The following is a 17,137-nucleotide window of genomic DNA, read 5'->3' on the forward strand; positions in this document are numbered from 1 at the left end:
ACCTATGATCGCTCAAACAACATCCCGCGTTGACGTAACACCCGCTGCGGCTGACATTATCCGTACCGTCAGTGCCGAACACGGACCACTAATGTTCCACCAGAGCGGTGGCTGCTGTGATGGTTCATCCCCCATGTGCTTTGCAAAAGGTGAATTTCGTATCGGTCAGTCCGACATACTGCTGGGTCAGATCGAGGGGTGTGATTTCTGGATGTCGAGCGACCAGTTCGAGTATTGGCAGCACACCCATTTGACCATCGACGTGACGCCCGGACGCGGGGCTAGTTTCTCGCTCGAAATTCCACTGGGTGTCCGTTTTTTAATTCGGTCGCGTCTGTTTGAACCCGAAGAGTCTGAACACCTCGCCCCCGTGCATGTTGGCCCGCTGGAGGATATGTAGCCCAAAATTGATAAACACAAGCCTGTAGACGAGCGTTTAGTTGATGAACAGGCAAATATAGTTCATCAACTAAACGCCTTGTTATGAGTACGCTTAACTCAACCCGATACACAGCAACCACCATTGATGATGCCCTGCTGCTGCTGCGCATTGGCTTAGTCTGTTTACCCGACTGACAACCATCCCGTTGATTATCACCATGCTGACGGCCTTGTTTATGGCCCATAGCGGAGCCCTGTTCGGCGATGGCAAAAAAAACGGACTATTTATACTGATGTTCCTGACACTGCTGATTCTAGGGACGGGTGCCTATAGCCTCGATGCCCGGATGAGTCGCCGGCAGTTGGTACGTTAAAAAATGTAACGGATGGTACACCAGGGTATTTCATCCCGTAGCAGTTGTTCAAAAACGGCCACCATCTGGCGTTTCAACTGGTGCCTGTACCGAATATTCCAGCCACCAAACTGGCTGACTTTACTTTCCTGCAATGCAGGTACCCATAATAATTCCTCCGCCTTCGGATTGATGGCCAGGTTTGCCTGATGCTGCCCCTGGTTGTGGGTCAGGAAAATAACTTCGCTTTGGAGTTGCGCCTTCACATCGGGCCGGACAGCCGCATTGAGCTGGCGAAACAGGTCTCGGTAATCGTTACGCCACGCTTTCGGGTCGCCGTCGGCACCGCCATACACAATTACGGGGGAAAAATTGACGTGTACTTCGTATCCCGCGTCGTAAAAATCATTGATAGCCGCCAGCCTCTTTTCGATACTATCGGTACGAACGTCGACCAGTTTGCTCACGTGACTGGGCATCAGGCTAAACCGGATGCGTACTTTACGCTGTGGGTTGAAATCGAGCAGGGCGGGGTTCACGAATTTGGTGGCAAACGTAGCCTTGGCGCGGGGATGGTCGCGGTAAAAGGAAAACACCTGCTCAATACCATCCGTCAGGCTGTAATCAATCGATATATCGGAGTTACAGCCAATATCATACGTCCAGTAGGCTGGGTCGGTCTGGTTGGCGGGTTTGGGCCAGTCGAGGGCGTTCACATGGGCGCCAACGCTCGCCAGATTCTCGTCGATGTTGGTGAACAGCGTAATGGGATTCACGTTTTTGTGCCGGTCCACGTAACAGTAGGTGCAGGCGCCAAAACAGCCATTGGCCAGACTCGGCGCAATGTAATCCGAACTCCGGCCACTCCATTTTATGTCCTGCGTTTTGAGTTTGCCCAGCACCAGCACATCAGACTTGACCTTGAAGTGGTTCATCCCCAACTCCGGCAGTCGGTTATGCTGCTTTATCTGTAGCGTTTCAGCCTCCGGGAATTGGGCCAGTACCGCTTCACCCCGTTCGTTGAGCGCATCGGCAGTATAGAGTATCAGGGAAGGATTAAAGTCGGGCATGAACAGACAATCAGGTTGTTACTATAAAACATACCAGCCACGCCAATAGTTCACCAAATACACTACACAATGAACTGAAAATCAGCTATTTAATTGCCAGTATTAACGTTTCATTCCCTGCGTTATTCCCGCCAGCTGTACCCTGTCCCCTACCTTAAATTGTCCCCAGGCCGGGTTGGCCGATTGTACCCGCGAATTCGTTGTTTCTACGACCCAGCGTTGCTGGTTTTCATCGTACTCAATCTGCGTGATGCACTCCTGTATCAACGGGTTGAGCGGGCGGTCTCCGATCAGTTCATCCGTTTGAATGTGGCCCTCTACCAGGCGAATAACCCGATCGGCCAGTGCCTGCACATCCGCATCATGGTGGCTTACCAGCAGCGTGGTCGTTTGCCATCGCTGATGTAGTTTTACCAGTACCTGCTGCAATTGCTGACTGGATTGAGTATCCAGCGCAGCAAACGGCTCATCCAGTAACAGGAGCTGTGGCCGTCGTACCAGTGCCCGGGCCAGCGCCACCCGTTGCCGCTGACCACCCGACAACCGACCCGGTTTCTGATCGACAAACGGCTCCAGACCTGTCCCCTCGATCAACTCATTCACGAACATCAACTGATCATTTGGGGCAGCGTAGGTGATGTTTTCTCGCACGGTCATGTTCGGAAAGAGGGCCGTATCCTGAAACACGTATCCGATGGCCCGTTGCCGGGGTGGCAGGTTGATACCCTGTTTCTTATCGAACCACACAGCCTCATCGATCGTAATTCGGCCGGAGCGGGGCGTTTCCAACCCGGCCAACAGCCGCAGAAGGGTTGTTTTCCCGGAGCCGGAAGGGCCGACCAGTGCCGTCAACCCGCCGGATTCCAGCGTAACCTGTACCTGAAGTTCGGTGGCTCCTTCGGCAAACAGACGCGGCAATAGGACATCAATATGAATCATACCGTTACGCGTTTATTAATGCCGTACACCAGCAGCAGGATGGCGAAGGAAAGGCCCAGCAACAGCGCAGCATAGATGTGTGCCGTATCGAAGTGCAGTAGTTCGACCTCGTCATAAATCGCGATGGAGGCCACTCTGGTTTGGCCGGGCAGGTTCCCTCCTATCATCAGTACCAGCCCAAACTCGCCAATGGTGTGGGCAAACGTCAATACGATACCCGTCAGCAGGGCGGGTTTGCAGTTGGGCAGCAACACCCGGAACAGTGTCCGCACGGGTGACTGCCCCAGGGTGTACGAAGCCTCGCGCCAGGAAGCAGGCAGATTTTCCAGCCCCGCCTGAATGGGATGTACCATAAACGGCAAACTGTACAGCAACGACGCTACAACCAACCCTTCGAACGAAAACACCAGTTGCAGATTGACCGTTTGCAGCAACCACGCACCAAACGCACTGGTCGGACTAAACGCGAGAAGCAGGTAAAACCCGACTACCGAAGGCGGCAACACAAGCGGCAGGCTAATGAGGGCTTCCACCACCGGTTTGAGCCGGAACCGGCTCAGGGCCAGCCACCCCGCCAGCGGAACGCCGATCAGTAACAGTAGTAACGTGGTGATGCCAGCCAGTCGTAACGTCAGCCAGATGGGGTCCCAGTCGATGGGCATGAGTTAGTGGGTATAAAATCAGGAATTAGGCGAACGGTAGCCAAATTGTTGCAAAATACGCCGGGCATCCGGACTACGCAAAAACTGCACAAACTGCCGGGCAACCTGCAACTGACTCGTTCGCTTTAGTATAACGATCCCCTGCGCAATGGGTGAATATCCTGTAGTGGGAAGGTCGATCCAGTGCCCGCGTTGTGTAAGACTGGGGTCAAGCACGACCGATTTGGCCGTAAACCCGACCTCAGCGACACCCGTCAATATGTATTGATTTACCTGCGCAATACTTTCGCCATACACTATTTTAGGTTTTACCGGGTCCAGTCGTTTCCTGTATTTCAGGAACGAAACAGCCGCTTCGCCGTAGGGGGCTGTAGCTGGATTGGCAATAGCGACATGCCGGACGGCAGGATTCGACAATACGCGCAGGTCGGCAGTGAGGGGCAGATTACCCAGGGTCCACAGCACCAGCGAGCCGTAGGCATACACCACCGGCGCAGCTGTCGTCAATCCGGCTTTGTGCAGCGTTTGGGGGTAGTCCATATCGGCCGACAGAAAAACGTCGTACGGGGCACCCTGCTGAATCTGGGTGGTAAGCTTACCGGATGAACTGACAATCAGTTCCATAGTCATACCCGTCTTTTTCTGGAATGCTACCTTCACCTGCTCCATAACAAACTGTGCATTGGCAGCCACCGCCACCCGAAGGGGTTGCGCCAACAGGGTTAGGGGGCAGCAAAGTAGAAGAACAAGTAGTTTTTTCATGCGTGATGGAATTCATGGTAGACCGGTCAGCTCAGGGAGCCAACCGCACCTCGATTGCTTTCACGTTCCGAACCCAGCGAGTGGCCCTTTTTTCATCCGGAACGACCAGCCGATACGGCCCGACGCCCGGCACAAATGGGGCACCATCCACCGCGTCGGCCAGCAGAATAGTCTGCGTAGCAAATTCAGGATCGAGTTCGGGGAGTGCGAACAGCACCTCATACGCATCTGCCCCTTTGACCAGCACAAACTTTCGCAGGTTTTTCCCTCTCAGTTCGCCCCCCAGCGTGGTTCCTGCCTGTTTGAGGAGTTCAACCAGCGCCACGCCTGCATACCGGTGTTCGTTGCCATCGTGGTCTTTGGCCGTCACCTCGGTGTGGGGCATGTTTTTAACCTCCGCTTCCTGTAATGTTACCGGCTTCGTTACGTCGCCGGAGATGGTCAGTGCGGTTTGCGCCCGACCCCTGATCGGGACGGCGTACAGAATGGCAATCAGACTGATGTAAATCCAGCGGTCAAACCTGACGGATACAATCCGGTTATTCATGACTTTTTACCTGACAGACGTTGGCTCAGCGTTATATCTGCACAAATATAACGCTGAGCCAACATCAGTCAAAGCGGACTAGCTACCAATACTCCGGGCCAGTAAGCTATTTTCTGGCTTCAGTGCCGTTATCGTCTACAGATTTTTGGTACTCTTCAATGCCCAGTAGACCAGCAGGGGCTGGAAAAATAAACGGCCCAGTCGTTTACCATCCGTGTCTAGTCCGAACGCGCTGCGCTTGTTGACATACTGGGAGATATTGCCCGGAAAGATGGCCGTAAAGAACGTGGCGGCTACTTTCCCCACCGTTTTCTGATGCTTTTTATTGGTCAGTACCAGCGCACTGCCCAATGCAATTTCGGCGATACCCGAATACACGACTGTATCGTCAATGTCCAGTGGAACCCAATCCGGCACCTGGGCTTTGAACGCTTTTCGGGCGAAGGTCATGTGGCTTACACCGGCGAAGATCAGGGTGCCACCCAAAACTAGTCGAGCTATTTTTCTTGCAGTTTTATCCTTCATTGCTGGCTGTCTTTTCTGAAACGTGTACAGGAACTAGTAACTGCTTACTGCCCTCCGGGGTTTAGTGAATCAGGAAATTAGGTGTGGCTACCCAAATTCAATTCGAAACGCTGTCCAGCCATCGTCGTTGGTTCTGAGCGAAAATGAAAATTGGTGATTCAGCAGAATCTCACGGCTCAGGGTCAGACCTATCCCCTGCCCTTCGGACCTGGTACTATAGAATGGATTGAACAGGTTAGCGGCAATTTCTGCCGGAATAGGCTGGCCGTTGTTGCGAATAAGCAGGTAGTTGGTCCGGCTGATGACGTCGACACACTGCCCCGGTCCGCAGGCTTCGAGCGCGTTTTTCACGACGTTCACCAGTACCTGTTCCATCTGCTCCACGTCAATGAGCTGATTGGTGTACAGCAGCGGCTGAATCTGGCCAATCCCGAACGGAATACCCTTGTAGAGCGTACTGTCCTGAATAAAATTATCGAACCGCTGGAGCTGTTTCTGCACGAAAACAGTACCACCCGTGGGCGCAATGGTCTGGCTCAGCAACAGGTTCAGGGTTGAGTTATTACACGATGCCGGCTCAAACCGAATGTTGCCGTCGGGTTGAGTCACCTGCACATACGAGCGGGTGAAATTGGGCGGTGTGCCGTCCAGACTCAGTTGTCGCCTGAAAGGAGATACTGCCAGTAGACTGATAATGACCCTGCTCGAAAGCCGGAATAACCTCACCCGTCGCATTCAGGGTGTTTTCAACGGGCCCAACCTCCGCCGTTGCCAGCCGTATCTTATCGGCATCCACCGATGTTTTGATCACATCCCTCAGACCGAAGATAGCCGCCAGCACGACCAGCAATATGCCCCCACCAATGAGCAGGGTTCGATTTCGGTCGTGGCTGACAAGTTCCGGGGCAAGTTCTTTGTCCATGACGAATGGATTGATTTACCCCTACTAAGCCAAACAATATGCCAGTAAACAACACTTTGACAATCAACACTTTACCCATAAATCAACCTGATAAAAACGTGCGAAATCGCACCAATAGCTGCGATTTCGCACAACATAGTACCGGGTTTTCAATAAAATAGCCAGGGATTGTAAAACTTTGTCAGGCTAATTCCAGTTTATTTAATTGTACACAATTTAATTGTAGACAATGAATCGTTTAACACTGACCAATCAGGTATGTTTTCCGCTTTATGCCCTGTCAAGGCAGGTAACGGCCCACTACCGGCCCCTGCTCGAACAACTGGACCTGACTTATCCGCAATATCTGGTCATGCTCCTGTTGTGGGAAACGGATAACCAGTCCGTCAGTGCTATTGGCGACCGGCTGCTGCTGGATTCCGGTACGCTGACCCCCCTGCTGAAACGGCTGGAGCAGAAGGAACTCGTTAGCCGGACGCGAAATATGGCCGATGAGCGGCAGGTAAGCATTCAGCTAACCGACACGGGTAGAGCCCTGCGCGAACAGGCCGCCACCGTTCCGGAACAACTTCAGCAGCGTTTGCAACTCACCGACCAGCAGGCGATTAGCCTCCGCGACCAGTTGGTTACGCTGTTGAATCAACTCACCAATGAATAATCAATTACGCACAATAATCCCGCAGGAAATCCCTGTTCAGATATGAAAAACAAGCAAATCAGTTTAGCATCGCGCCCCACCGGTATGCCGGATGCGGCCACTTTCCAGTTCGATACCGTAGAACTGCCCGCCCTGAAATCCGGCGATATATTAGTTGAACCCACCTATTTCTCCGTCGACCCGTACATGCGGGGCCGCATGAATGCCGGCAAATCATACATCCCTCCTTTCGACGTTGGCCAGCCTCTGTCGGGTGGTGCGGTAGCGAAGGTTATTGAGAGTCAGGCCGATGGATTTACCCCCGGCGATGTGGTGACGGGTAGCTTACCCTGGGCAACCCAGTCTGTTGTGTCGGCTGATGGGCTGAAAAAGATTGACACGAATCTGGCACCCGCCAGCTACTACCTGGGTATTCTGGGTATGCCGGGCCTGACAGCTTATTTCGGGTTACTGGACATCGGTAAGCCCAAAGCAGGTGAAACGGTCGTTGTGTCGGGAGCCGCCGGAGCGGTGGGTATTCTGGTAGGACAGATCGCGAAGATTCAGGGTTGCCGGGTCGTGGGCATTGCCGGTTCGGATGATAAGGTGGACATGCTGACCGAATCGTTCGGCTTCGATGCCGTGGTGAACTACAAAACATCCCCTAACCTGAAAAAATCCATTGCTGAGGCCTGTCCCGATGGCGTCGATGTGTATTTCGACAACGTGGGGGGTGAAGTGTCTGATGCGGTCATTGCCAATATCAATTTCCACGCCCGTATTCCGCTCTGTGGACAAATTGCGTTTTATAACATGACCGAAACGCCCGTTGGTCCCCGCATTCAGCCAATGTTACTGACCCGGAGCGTGTTGATGCAGGGCTTCATCGTGGGTAATTACAGCAAGCGCTTTAACGAAGGTATTCAGCAGCTGGCCACCTGGATTCAGGAAGGCAAACTACACTACACTGAGACGACCCTCAATGGATTTGACACCTTACCGGAAGCCCTGCTGGGGCTATTTTCGGGTCAGAATACCGGAAAGATGATTGTTGAAGTGTAGGAAATATCCGTATAGCCCTGAAATAGCCTGACAGATTTAAGGCTCATTTGGAGTGACCAATATAACTTCTTTCTGGTGTATTTTTTCGGTGTTTCGGTGTTTAGATTTACGCCACCCTGGAGCTGACTCGCCTTCCATCTTATGGGCCTGCTCCGGGGTGTCATAGTTGCAACTTCCGGGCAGTCGTAAGGCGCATGCTACTGATCTCTGTGTACAGTAAATCAGCAGGATATTCGGTTAAAGTGTCGATTGTGGAAACGGTAAGGTTTGGACGCAGAGCCAAGCTAAAAAAGTATGATTATTTTTAGCTCGGACGTATAATTGCACTTTGTTTGATTACATTTTTATTTAAAGAGAAGAAAGTAAGAAAGCCACCTGCCTTTCTGCTAGTTTAATGTTGAAGACGTACTATAATGAGATCACTGCTATTTTTCCTGAGTTCGTTCTTGTTTTCGATTCATGTATCATCAGCGCAGGTGGGAAGTCCCGAACTTGGTAAAGATCCAGTTTTTGTTGCTGTCCTATCCCGACGCATCATGTACCCTGCTGATGCTGAACGGTCAGGCGTTTATGCTAAGATTTACGCAGGGTTTCGTATTGATAAAAGGGGACATATACAGGATATAAATATTCTCAATCCGACTAAAATTGGCTATGGATTTGAGAGGGCAGTTACGAATAAGTTGAAATCACTTCCTCCATTGAATCCTAATTACGAAGGTAATTATGCTTTGCCGGTAACCTTTGCTTTAGTTGACTATACTGATAGAGCCAACGTGATAAGCCCATCGGGGCACCTATCGAACACCTATTTTAAAGATCGATTGCTTTTGAGTGAACTTAAGGTAATTGGGAGCAAAACACCCATTCAGAAAGGGAATGAGCTGGCTCCATACGGGAGATCGGTAGACCACTGACCTTCAATAGATCATTCTTGTTGTGCAATCAGTTATGAGTTAACCTAAGTCCTGTTCCTACTGCCAGATTGAACCAAAATTCATCTCCAAAATACAGCGAAAAAAGCCACGATATCCTATTTATTCCGCCAGGTAATTCCCAATCCCCACCACCACCGTAGAGAAAACGACCAGGGCGATACCGGTCGTAATAGTCCGCATGGTAGCCTGGTTGGCGCCTTTCCATTCGTGAAGGTACAGCCCCCAGAAACTGCTGAAAGCAATGATGAAGGCCATATGCAGTGTCCAGCCCGAAAAGCGGTATTCGCCCATTTTACTGTCGCCCATGCCGTAGAAGAAGAACTGAAAATACCAGGTAAAACCAGCCATCGCGCAAAAGATAATGTTACGTACGATAGGGGTTGAGATGTTCCGGTAGTCGGTATACGTACGGTTTTTAAGGTTCAGGTAGATCGTCCAGATGGCATTGGTTGTCAGACCACCCAGCAGGAGGATGACCAGAATTGCATTATTCATGTAGAGCGAATCGGCTCCATTCTGAACGGCTATTTCGGCAATAGGCTGCCCAGCAGTAAGTCCGAACGAAAAGCACGCGCTCATGATGCCCGAAAAAACGGCCACCATCAACCCTTTTCTGATATCGAACTCAGCAATTACGGCCTTCTTCTGGGCCTCGGACAGAGACCGCTCTTTCATCATACCGGCAATACCGCAAACCGAGATACCCAGCACACAAACCCCCAGGCCCAGCATAATAACCTGCCCGGAGGTGGTCGTAATCAGCCCCTTAAACTGCCCCTGCCAGATGGGAGGCACCAGCGTGCCGAATACGGCGCAAAGCCCCAGGGTGACGGCCATCCCCAAAGACAGGCCCAGATACCGCATGGCCAGTCCGAAGGTTAGTCCGCCAAATCCCCACAATACGCCCCAGAAATACACCCACCAGAGCGTTTCGGAGGGCGATTGAGCCAACACATCAATCAGGTGAGGAACGGTAAGTAAACCCAGTATCCAGGGAGCGGCCAACCAGGAGAAAAGCCCACCCACGAGCCAGTAACTTTCCCAGGCCCAGCCCTTCACTTTGTTGTACGGTAAATAGAAACTCCCGGAAGCAAAACCTCCCAGCGCATGAAACAGAACACCCCAGAGTACAGCCACTTTTCTTTAGTTTTTTCAAATTTATCCTGACCGGGTTCTAAAACTTACCTGTTCTCTCCTGTAAATGCGCTTGGCTGGCGTAACCAGACTTTTTTTGTTAACACAACAGGAGAGTACATGAAGCAGGAGAAAACCGGGAATATGTACTTTGCCTTAAAACAAGTTATCAGACGAATACTACTTACTACCGATCTATGAACACAACACAGGCGTTCAACTATGTTAGTTACCTCTGGGATGATACAAAAGCCGCTGAACTGGCGGACGATGAAGTAGCGCTGTTTATTTACCGTTCCAATCTACTCGGCGCTGACCTGCGCCTGACCAATTACGCCGGGGGAAATACCTCGGTGAAGGTGATGGAAACAAACCCCGTTTCGGGAGAGCCCGTCGAGGTGATGTGGGTGAAAGGCTCCGGTGGAGACATTGGAACGCTCACCAAAAAAGGCTGTGCTAACCTGTACGTTGAGCGACTTCAGGCGTTGAAAAAGCGCTATCGGGGTCTGGAATTTGAAGACGAAATGGTCGAACTCTTTAACCACACCCTGTTCGACCCAAAATGTGCCGCACCGTCCATCGATACACCCCTGCACGGTCTGTTGCCTTTCAAACACATCGACCACCTCCACCCCGACGCGCTGATTGCCATTGCCGCCAGTAAAGATGGGGAAGCGATCATGCACGAAATCTGGGGTGACCAGATGGCCTGGCTACCGTGGCAGCGTCCCGGCTTCGATCTGGGCCTGAAACTGGAAGAAACCGTTCGCGCCAACCCAAACCTGCGGGGCGTTATTCTGGGCGGGCACGGCCTGTTTACCTGGGGCGATACCTCCTACGAATCGTACATGAATACGCTGGAAGTGATCGAGCAGGCGTCGGAGTACCTGAATGCGAACTTCGGCAAGAAACGCCCCGTTTTCGGCGGCCCTGCCGGTCAGAGCCTGGACGTACAATCGCGCCACAAGCAGGCGGCTGCGTTGATGCCCACCCTGCGGGGACTGGCATCCGGCCATCGGCAGATGATCGGGCACTTTACCGACGACGAGCGGGTACTGGAATTCGTCAACTCCAACGACCTGCCCCGGCTGGCCCGGTTGGGTACGAGTTGCCCGGACCACTTCCTGCGGACTAAAATCCGGCCGCTGGTACTTGACCCAGCCCAGCTAGCCGGAGAGGATAGTGTTGCCTATCTTGAAAAAGCGTTTGCCGACTACCGCGTCGATTACACGGCGTACTACGAGCGGAGCAAGCACCCCAACAGCCCCGCCATCCGTGACCCGAATCCGGTGGTATTGCTATTGCCGGGCGTGGGTATGTTCACCTTCGCCAAAGACAAGCAGACGGCGCGGGTGGCCGCTGAGTTTTACACCAACGCCATCAACGTCATGAAGGGTGCCGAGGCCGTATCGGACTATGTTGGTTTGCCGGAGCAGGAAGCGTTTGATATCGAATACTGGTTGCTGGAAGAGGCCAAGCTCCAGCGTATGCCGAAGCCGAAGCCCCTGTCGGGTAAAATTGCGCTGATTACGGGTAGTGCGGGCGGTATCGGTAAAGCCATCGCCAAAAAATTCCTGGCCGAAGGAGCTGTTGTGGTCATCAACGACAATGATGCCGACCGGCTGGCGGGAGCCAAAGAAGAGTTTCAGAATGAGTACGGCAAAGATGCCTACGCATCAGCGTTGCTCGACGTAACGAAGGCCGACACGATCAATACGGCTTTCGACGTGGCCGCACTAGCCTTCGGCGGTGTCGATATTGCGGTAAACTGCGCGGGTCTGAGCATCTCCAAGCCCATTGAAGACCACACCGAAAAAGACTGGGATTTACTGTATGACGTGCTGGTAAAAGGTCAGTTTTTCGTAACTCAAAAAGCCGTTGAAATCATGCGGAAGCAGAAGCTGGGTGGCGATATACTGAACATCGCCAGTAAGAACGGACTGGTTTCCGGCCCCAACAACGCGGGCTACGGTTCGGCCAAAGCCGCACAACTGCACCTGAGCCGCCTGAACGCGGCCGAACTGGGCAAAGACCACATCCGGGTCAACGTAGTCAATCCCGATGCCGTTATTTCGGACTCGAAAATATGGGCGGGCGCCTGGGCCGAAGGGCGCGCCAAAGCGTACGGCGTAACGGTAGCGGAACTCCCAGCCTACTACGCCAGGCGGACACTGCTGAACGAAATTATCCTGCCCGACGACATCGCCAATGCCTGTCTGGCCTTCGTAAACGGACTCTTGTCCAAATCCACGGGCAACGTCCTGAACGTAGACGGTGGCGTTGCCATGGCCTTTGTGCGTTAATACGCATTCCTGCATACCACCCCCAACCCCCTCCTAAAACAGGAGGGGGCTTGGAAAAAGGGAATTCTTTCCTCTAGCCCCCTCCTGTTTTAGGAGGGGGTTGGGGGTGGTAAACGCCAACCGAAAACCTTAAACCCCTCATGAACCTCGAACCCGATTATATTGCCGATTATAACCAGAGCCAGCTGGAAGCGCACCAGCGTAAATTATCGTACTGGACACAGGAGGTAGCTACGGCCGAACCTATTATCCGGAAACTGGTTGATTTCCAGATTGCCATTCCGAGTTGGGCACTGGGAACCGGTGGTACCCGTTTTGGTCGTTTTCCGGGTGGCGGAGAACCCCGCTCACTGGAAGAGAAAATGGCCGATGTGGGGCTGCTTCACGCCCTGAACCGGGCCAGTGGGGCCATCTCCCTGCACATCCCGTGGGACATTCCAACCGATGCCGGAGCCATCAGACAACTGGCCAGTCAGTACGGACTGCGCTTCGACGCGGTCAACTCCAATACGTTCCAGGACCAGCCAGACGCTGAACAGAGCTACAAGTTTGGTTCACTCCAGCACACCGACCCCGCCGTCCGGCAACAGGCTATCGACCATAACATCGAAGTAATCAAACATGGCGTGGCCCTGGGTTCTGATGCACTGACCGTTTGGTTATCGGATGGGTCATGCTTTCCGGGTCAGCTTAATTTTCGTAAGGCGTTCGACCGTACGCTGTCGAGTCTGGAAGCGATTTATGCTGCCCTGCCCGATGACTGGAAACTGTTTGTCGAGTACAAAGCGTTCGAGCCGAATTTTTATTCGATGACCGTGGGCGACTGGGGAAGTAGTTTTCTCTACGCCAACAAACTCGGCCCTAAGGCCTATACCCTCGTGGATTTGGGCCACCACCTGCCTAACGCCAATATCGAACAGATCGTGGCCATCCTGCTCCATCAGGGCAAACTGGGTGGTTTTCACTTCAACGATTCCAAATACGGCGATGATGACCTCACGGCGGGCAGCATCAAACCTTACCAGTTGTTCCTGATTTTTACCGAACTGGTAGACGGACTGGATGCGAAGGGGATGAATCACGCCAAAGACCTCGGCTGGATGATTGATGCCAGCCACAATGTAAAAGACCCGCTCGAAGACCTGCTGCAATCGGTCGAAGCCATCCAGCTTGCCTACGCACAGGCGTTGCTGGTGGACCGGGAAGCGCTGGAAGAAGCCCGCGAAGCCAACGACGCCGTTCGGGCGCAGGAAATTTTGCAGGACGCATTCCGAACCGACGTTCGCCCACTGGTTGCCGAAGCCCGACGCCGGGCCGGAGGCTCTTTGAACCCACTTGCCTTATACCGCCAGCTAAACGTTCGCCAGCAACTCATCGACGAACGCGGTGCCAAAACCGTAGCGACGGGACTGTAAATCAATGGTGGAAGAGCGAAAGAATGAAAGAGCGAATGGCTGACGCAAAACTCTTCCACTCTTTCATTCTTTCGCTCTTTCACTCTTTCACTTATGACCTCCGTTATTGCCATCTTCGACATTGGGAAGACCAACAAGAAACTGTTTCTCTTTGATGAATCGTATCAGATTGTCTGGGAGAAGTCGGAGAATTTTGTGGAGATACCGGATGAAGACGGCGACTTTTGCGACGACGTTCACCAGCTAAAGAGTTGGGTAGCCTCTTCGCTAACCGAGGTAATGGCGTTGCCCCGGTTTACGGTGAAAGCGGTAAACATTTCGGCTTACGGAGCCAGTCTGGTACACATTGACCAGACGGGGCAGCCCCTCACTCCGCTGTACAGTTACCTCAAAGTATTTCCGGCCCCGTTACAACGTCAGTTTTTCGATACTTACGGCACAGAGGCCGACATTACCCGGCAAACGGCTTCCCCGCTGCTCGGTAACCTGAATTCCGGCCTTCAGTTGTATCGACTGAAATATGAACAGCCGGACGTAATGGCGAAGCTGGCTTTTTCGCTGCATCTGCCGCAATACATCAGCTTTCTGGTAAATAACAAACCTGTTTCTGACCTGACCAGTATCGGATGCCATACCATGCTTTGGGATTTTGATCGACAGGTCTATCATGCGTGGGTCAGCCAGGAAAACCTGGAACGGTACTTAGCCCCGATCGCTGCCTCGGATTCGGCGGTGCCTGTTACGATTGATGGGAACCGGGTGCAGGTGGGTGTTGGCTTACACGATAGTTCGGCGGCCCTGATTCCGTATCTGGCCTCCTTTCAGGATCCCTTCGTGTTAATTTCGACTGGCACCTGGTGCCTGAGTATGAACCCGTTCAACAACAACCCCCTCACGCCCGAAGAATTACAGTACGACTGCCTGACGTTCATGCACTATAAAGGTCGGCCCGTGAAGGCGTCGCGGTTGTTTGCCGGCAATGAGCACGAACAACAGGTAAAACGGCTGGCTATTCATTTTCAGGTACCGATTGATGCGTACAAAAAAGTAGCGTATAGTCCGGAGTTAATCAAACAGTTGCGTCAGAACGTGTCGCAGGTGACGACGCGTGAATCAAAAGGGGATCAGCTCATTTCCATGCACGGTTCCCTGTTCCGCGACCGAGACCTGTCGACATTTACCAATTACGGGGAAGCCTACCACCAGTTGATGCTCGACATTATGGCGCAGCAGCTGATTTCCACGTCGCTGGTACTGGCCGACTCGCCCGTCCGGCGCATCTTTGTTGACGGTGGTTTCGGGAATAATCCCATTTACATGAATCTGCTGGCTATTGCCTTTCCGGATATCGAAGTATATGCCGCATCGGTAGCCCAGGCATCGGCGCTGGGTGCCGCGCTGGCCATGCATCAGCACTGGAACCCGAAATCCATCCCCGACAATTGTGTAACCCTCAAAAAGTACACGGCAACCCCGCCAGTCCATTGACCAGCCTTGCGGGACTACCGCAAACAGAGGCAACGGGTTTTCACCCATAGCTACCGCAAAACGTATGGAACGGAAACGGTTTATCAACCGACCTATACTCTTTTTTTGTGCCCTGATTGCCCTCACGGCAGCGGGCCAGAAACTCCCCGCCAAAAAAGAAATCGTTGCCAGAATGACCCTGGCCAACGATTATTTTATGAAAACCTGGCCTGATCCGGGTAAGGAAATCGTAACCAATAAAACCCGGCCCAGCCACATCTGGACACGGGCGGTTTATTACGAGGGGATGATGGCCCTGTACGGCATCGACAAACAGCAGCGGTACTACGACTATGCCGTGGAATGGGGCGAAAAACACAACTGGGGGCTGCGCAGCGGCATCAACACGCGCAATGCCGACGACCAGTGCTGCGGACAAACCTACCTTGATCTGTACCAGATAGACCAGGCCCTCGGACGGGCCAAACCGGAACGGATTCACGACATCAAAGCGTCCATTGACGCGATGGTGAACAGCGATAAAGTGGACGACTGGAGTTGGGTAGATGCCCTGCAAATGGCCATGCCGGTATTGGCCCAACTGGGCGCAATGGACACAGCGCATAGGGCCGGTACGTCGCCCTACTACGAGAAAATGTACCAGATCTATAGCTACACAAAAACCAGACACGGGGGCAACGGACTGTATAACCCTAAAGACCATTTGTGGTGGCGGGATAAAGATTTCGTGCCGCCGTACAAAGAACCAAACGGGCAGGATTGTTACTGGTCGCGGGGGAACGGCTGGGTAGTGGCGGCCCTGGTGCGGGTGCTGGACATCATGCCGAAAAATGCGCCCCACCGGGACGAGTACGAAAAAACGTACCGGGAGATGATGCAGGCGTTGCCGCCCCTGCAACGCCCCGACGGTTTCTGGAACGTGAGTTTACACGACCCGACGAATTTTGGCGGTAAAGAACTGACCGGAACCGCTTTATTTATCTACGGCATGGCCTGGGGCGTTAACCACGGTTTACTCGACGGGAAGAAGTACCGGCCCATCATTGCCAAGGCCTGGAACGCCATGGCTACTGAATCCGTCCACCCGAACGGCTTTCTGGGCTACGTGCAGGGGACCGGTAAAGAACCCAAAGACGGCCAGCCCGTCACCTACGACAGCAAGCCCGATTTTGAAGATTATGGCCTCGGCTGCTTCCTGCTGGCCGGAACGGAATTGTGTAAGATGAAGTAGATAAACACTAAACCCGAAACGCTATGGAAGAAATTGCGTTTACAATGAAACTGAAGCCCGGCGTGGAGGCTGAGTACCAGCGTCGGCACGACGAAATATGGCCGGAGCTGACAAACGTGCTGGCCGACGCGGGCATCCGTGATTATTCCATTTACCTGGACCGGGCCACGGGCACGCTGTTTGCGGTGCAGAAACGAACCGATACCCACACGGCGGATACGTTGTCGGGCTTACCCGTGATGCAGCGGTGGTGGCTGTACATGGCCGACCTGATGGAAACCAACCCCGATAATTCGCCGGTCGTCGTGCCGCTGGAACAGGTATTTCATCAGGATTGATGGGGGGCTGAGCCGGGTGCAACAACGTATGTCAGGCGAAGCAATGATGCAGACAGTTTTGGGAAGCTTTTCAAGTTGATGAGATTACCAAAAACGAGCGTCTGAAGGATATTCGCGAGATAGCTATTTTACAAACGTATCACCAACATCATACGTTTGTAAAACTAGCTTTTAGTTAGCGTATAGTAGCTCGTTTATGGATGTGCTCGCTGAACTGTGTCAGCGGGGTTTAGTCGAAGCGATGGGCTTGAATGCGTTCGTCAAAGATAATACTGAATTGGTTAATCAACTCCTTCCAGTTATAGGTTGTCGTCTCCCACTTGGTGTGTAGGTTTTGGATCGTCAAATAGACCAACTTTTGCAGGGCTACGTCTGAGCTAAAAGCGCCTTTCGTTTTAGTCACTTTACGCAACTGACGGTGGTAGCCTTC

At 52.8% G+C, this 17,137-nt stretch carries 19 protein-coding genes and 1 pseudogene; 10 read left to right on the top strand and 10 right to left on the bottom strand.

The genetic code is table 11. The features are described from left to right. Positions 1 to 4 precede the first annotated feature (4 nt). Positions 5 to 400, top strand: a complete 396-nt coding sequence (locus tag B157_RS0123170; RefSeq protein ID WP_020605698.1) for a DUF779 domain-containing protein — start codon at positions 5 to 7, stop codon at positions 398 to 400. A 187-nt stretch (positions 401 to 587) separates the two neighbouring features. Beyond that, entirely contained in the window at positions 588 to 755 is a 168-nt protein-coding gene (locus B157_RS38470; RefSeq protein WP_157618555.1) for a DoxX family protein, read from the top strand. Here B157_RS38470 and B157_RS0123185 read toward each other — a convergent pair. The 8 genes from B157_RS0123185 to B157_RS39100 all read right to left on the bottom strand — a co-directional run bounded on the left by B157_RS0123185 (position 752) and on the right by B157_RS39100 (position 6,161). Continuing rightward, positions 752 to 1,804, bottom strand: a complete 1,053-nt coding sequence (locus B157_RS0123185; protein WP_020605701.1) for a spore photoproduct lyase family protein — start codon at positions 1,802 to 1,804, stop codon at positions 752 to 754. The genes B157_RS38470 and B157_RS0123185 overlap by 4 nt on opposite strands. A 102-nt stretch (positions 1,805 to 1,906) precedes the next feature. Further along, positions 1,907 to 2,743, bottom strand: a complete 837-nt coding sequence (locus tag B157_RS0123190) for an ATP-binding cassette domain-containing protein (protein ID WP_020605702.1) — start codon at positions 2,741 to 2,743, stop codon at positions 1,907 to 1,909. Beyond that, entirely contained in the window at positions 2,740 to 3,405 is a 666-nt protein-coding gene (modB, locus tag B157_RS0123195) for a molybdate ABC transporter permease subunit (protein ID WP_020605703.1), read from the bottom strand. The genes B157_RS0123190 and modB overlap by 4 nt, the downstream gene beginning before the upstream one ends. Positions 3,406 to 3,423: 18 nt before the next feature. Next, a complete protein-coding gene (gene modA, locus B157_RS0123200; protein ID WP_020605704.1) occupies positions 3,424 to 4,167 on the bottom strand; it encodes a molybdate ABC transporter substrate-binding protein in 744 nt (247 codons plus the stop codon). A gap of 31 nt (positions 4,168 to 4,198) precedes the next feature. Continuing rightward, positions 4,199 to 4,714 (bottom strand): molybdopterin-dependent oxidoreductase, encoded by a 516-nt coding sequence (locus tag B157_RS0123205; protein ID WP_020605705.1) that lies wholly within the window; start codon positions 4,712 to 4,714, stop codon positions 4,199 to 4,201. Between the two features lie 135 nt (positions 4,715 to 4,849). Next, complete coding sequence (locus tag B157_RS0123210; protein WP_020605706.1) at positions 4,850 to 5,164, bottom strand: DoxX family protein; 315 nt, start codon at positions 5,162 to 5,164, stop codon at positions 4,850 to 4,852. A gap of 162 nt (positions 5,165 to 5,326) precedes the next feature. Next, complete coding sequence (locus tag B157_RS40305; RefSeq protein WP_020605707.1) at positions 5,327 to 5,848, bottom strand: ATP-binding protein; 522 nt, start codon at positions 5,846 to 5,848, stop codon at positions 5,327 to 5,329. Beyond that, positions 5,817 to 6,161, bottom strand: a complete 345-nt coding sequence (locus B157_RS39100; protein ID WP_020605708.1) for a hypothetical protein — start codon at positions 6,159 to 6,161, stop codon at positions 5,817 to 5,819. Before B157_RS39100 ends, B157_RS40305 begins: the two co-directional genes overlap by 32 nt. A gap of 229 nt (positions 6,162 to 6,390) precedes the next feature. On the opposite strand from B157_RS39100, the gene B157_RS0123225 reads away from it, so the two are divergent. The 3 genes from B157_RS0123225 to B157_RS35920 all read left to right on the top strand — a co-directional run bounded on the left by B157_RS0123225 (position 6,391) and on the right by B157_RS35920 (position 8,777). After that, on the top strand, positions 6,391 to 6,819 hold the full coding sequence (locus B157_RS0123225; RefSeq protein ID WP_020605709.1) for a MarR family winged helix-turn-helix transcriptional regulator: 429 nt from the start codon (positions 6,391 to 6,393) through the stop codon (positions 6,817 to 6,819). 42 nt (positions 6,820 to 6,861) lie between these two features. Then, positions 6,862 to 7,860: an NADP-dependent oxidoreductase gene (locus B157_RS0123230; protein WP_020605710.1), complete on the top strand. Its 999-nt coding sequence runs from the start codon at positions 6,862 to 6,864 to the stop codon at positions 7,858 to 7,860. 413 nt (positions 7,861 to 8,273) lie between these two features. Then, positions 8,274 to 8,777, top strand: a complete 504-nt coding sequence (locus B157_RS35920) for an energy transducer TonB (protein ID WP_157618557.1) — start codon at positions 8,274 to 8,276, stop codon at positions 8,775 to 8,777. Positions 8,778 to 8,897: 120 nt separating this feature from the next. On the opposite strand, the gene rhaT is transcribed toward B157_RS35920, so the two are convergent. Then, positions 8,898 to 9,935, bottom strand: coding sequence for an L-rhamnose/proton symporter RhaT (gene rhaT, locus B157_RS0123240; protein ID WP_020605712.1), 1,038 nt, complete (start codon positions 9,933 to 9,935; stop codon positions 8,898 to 8,900). 194 nt (positions 9,936 to 10,129) lie between these two features. Between rhaT and B157_RS0123250 the strand changes: the two genes are divergently transcribed. The 5 genes from B157_RS0123250 to rhaM all read left to right on the top strand — a co-directional run bounded on the left by B157_RS0123250 (position 10,130) and on the right by rhaM (position 16,707). Then, a complete protein-coding gene (locus tag B157_RS0123250; RefSeq protein WP_020605713.1) occupies positions 10,130 to 12,235 on the top strand; it encodes a bifunctional rhamnulose-1-phosphate aldolase/short-chain dehydrogenase in 2,106 nt (701 codons plus the stop codon). 140 nt (positions 12,236 to 12,375) lie between these two features. Further along, positions 12,376 to 13,650: a sugar isomerase gene (locus B157_RS0123255; protein ID WP_020605714.1), complete on the top strand. Its 1,275-nt coding sequence runs from the start codon at positions 12,376 to 12,378 to the stop codon at positions 13,648 to 13,650. A gap of 93 nt (positions 13,651 to 13,743) precedes the next feature. Next, positions 13,744 to 15,138, top strand: coding sequence for an FGGY-family carbohydrate kinase (locus tag B157_RS0123260; RefSeq protein WP_020605715.1), 1,395 nt, complete (start codon positions 13,744 to 13,746; stop codon positions 15,136 to 15,138). A gap of 64 nt (positions 15,139 to 15,202) precedes the next feature. Then, entirely contained in the window at positions 15,203 to 16,369 is a 1,167-nt protein-coding gene (locus tag B157_RS0123265) for a glycoside hydrolase family 88/105 protein (RefSeq protein ID WP_020605716.1), read from the top strand. Positions 16,370 to 16,392: 23 nt separating this feature from the next. Continuing rightward, the gene (gene rhaM / locus B157_RS0123270; RefSeq protein ID WP_020605717.1) at positions 16,393 to 16,707 is read left to right on the top strand and encodes an L-rhamnose mutarotase; all 315 of its coding nucleotides are present in this window, start codon (positions 16,393 to 16,395) and stop codon (positions 16,705 to 16,707) included. A gap of 229 nt (positions 16,708 to 16,936) precedes the next feature. Here rhaM and B157_RS39430 read toward each other — a convergent pair. Beyond that, positions 16,937 to 17,137 (bottom strand): annotated as a pseudogene (locus B157_RS39430) (IS256 family transposase); the annotation flags it as partial.

It is taken from the genome of Spirosoma spitsbergense DSM 19989 (assembly GCF_000374085.1).
GTDB lineage: Bacteria > Bacteroidota > Bacteroidia > Cytophagales > Spirosomataceae > Spirosoma > Spirosoma spitsbergense.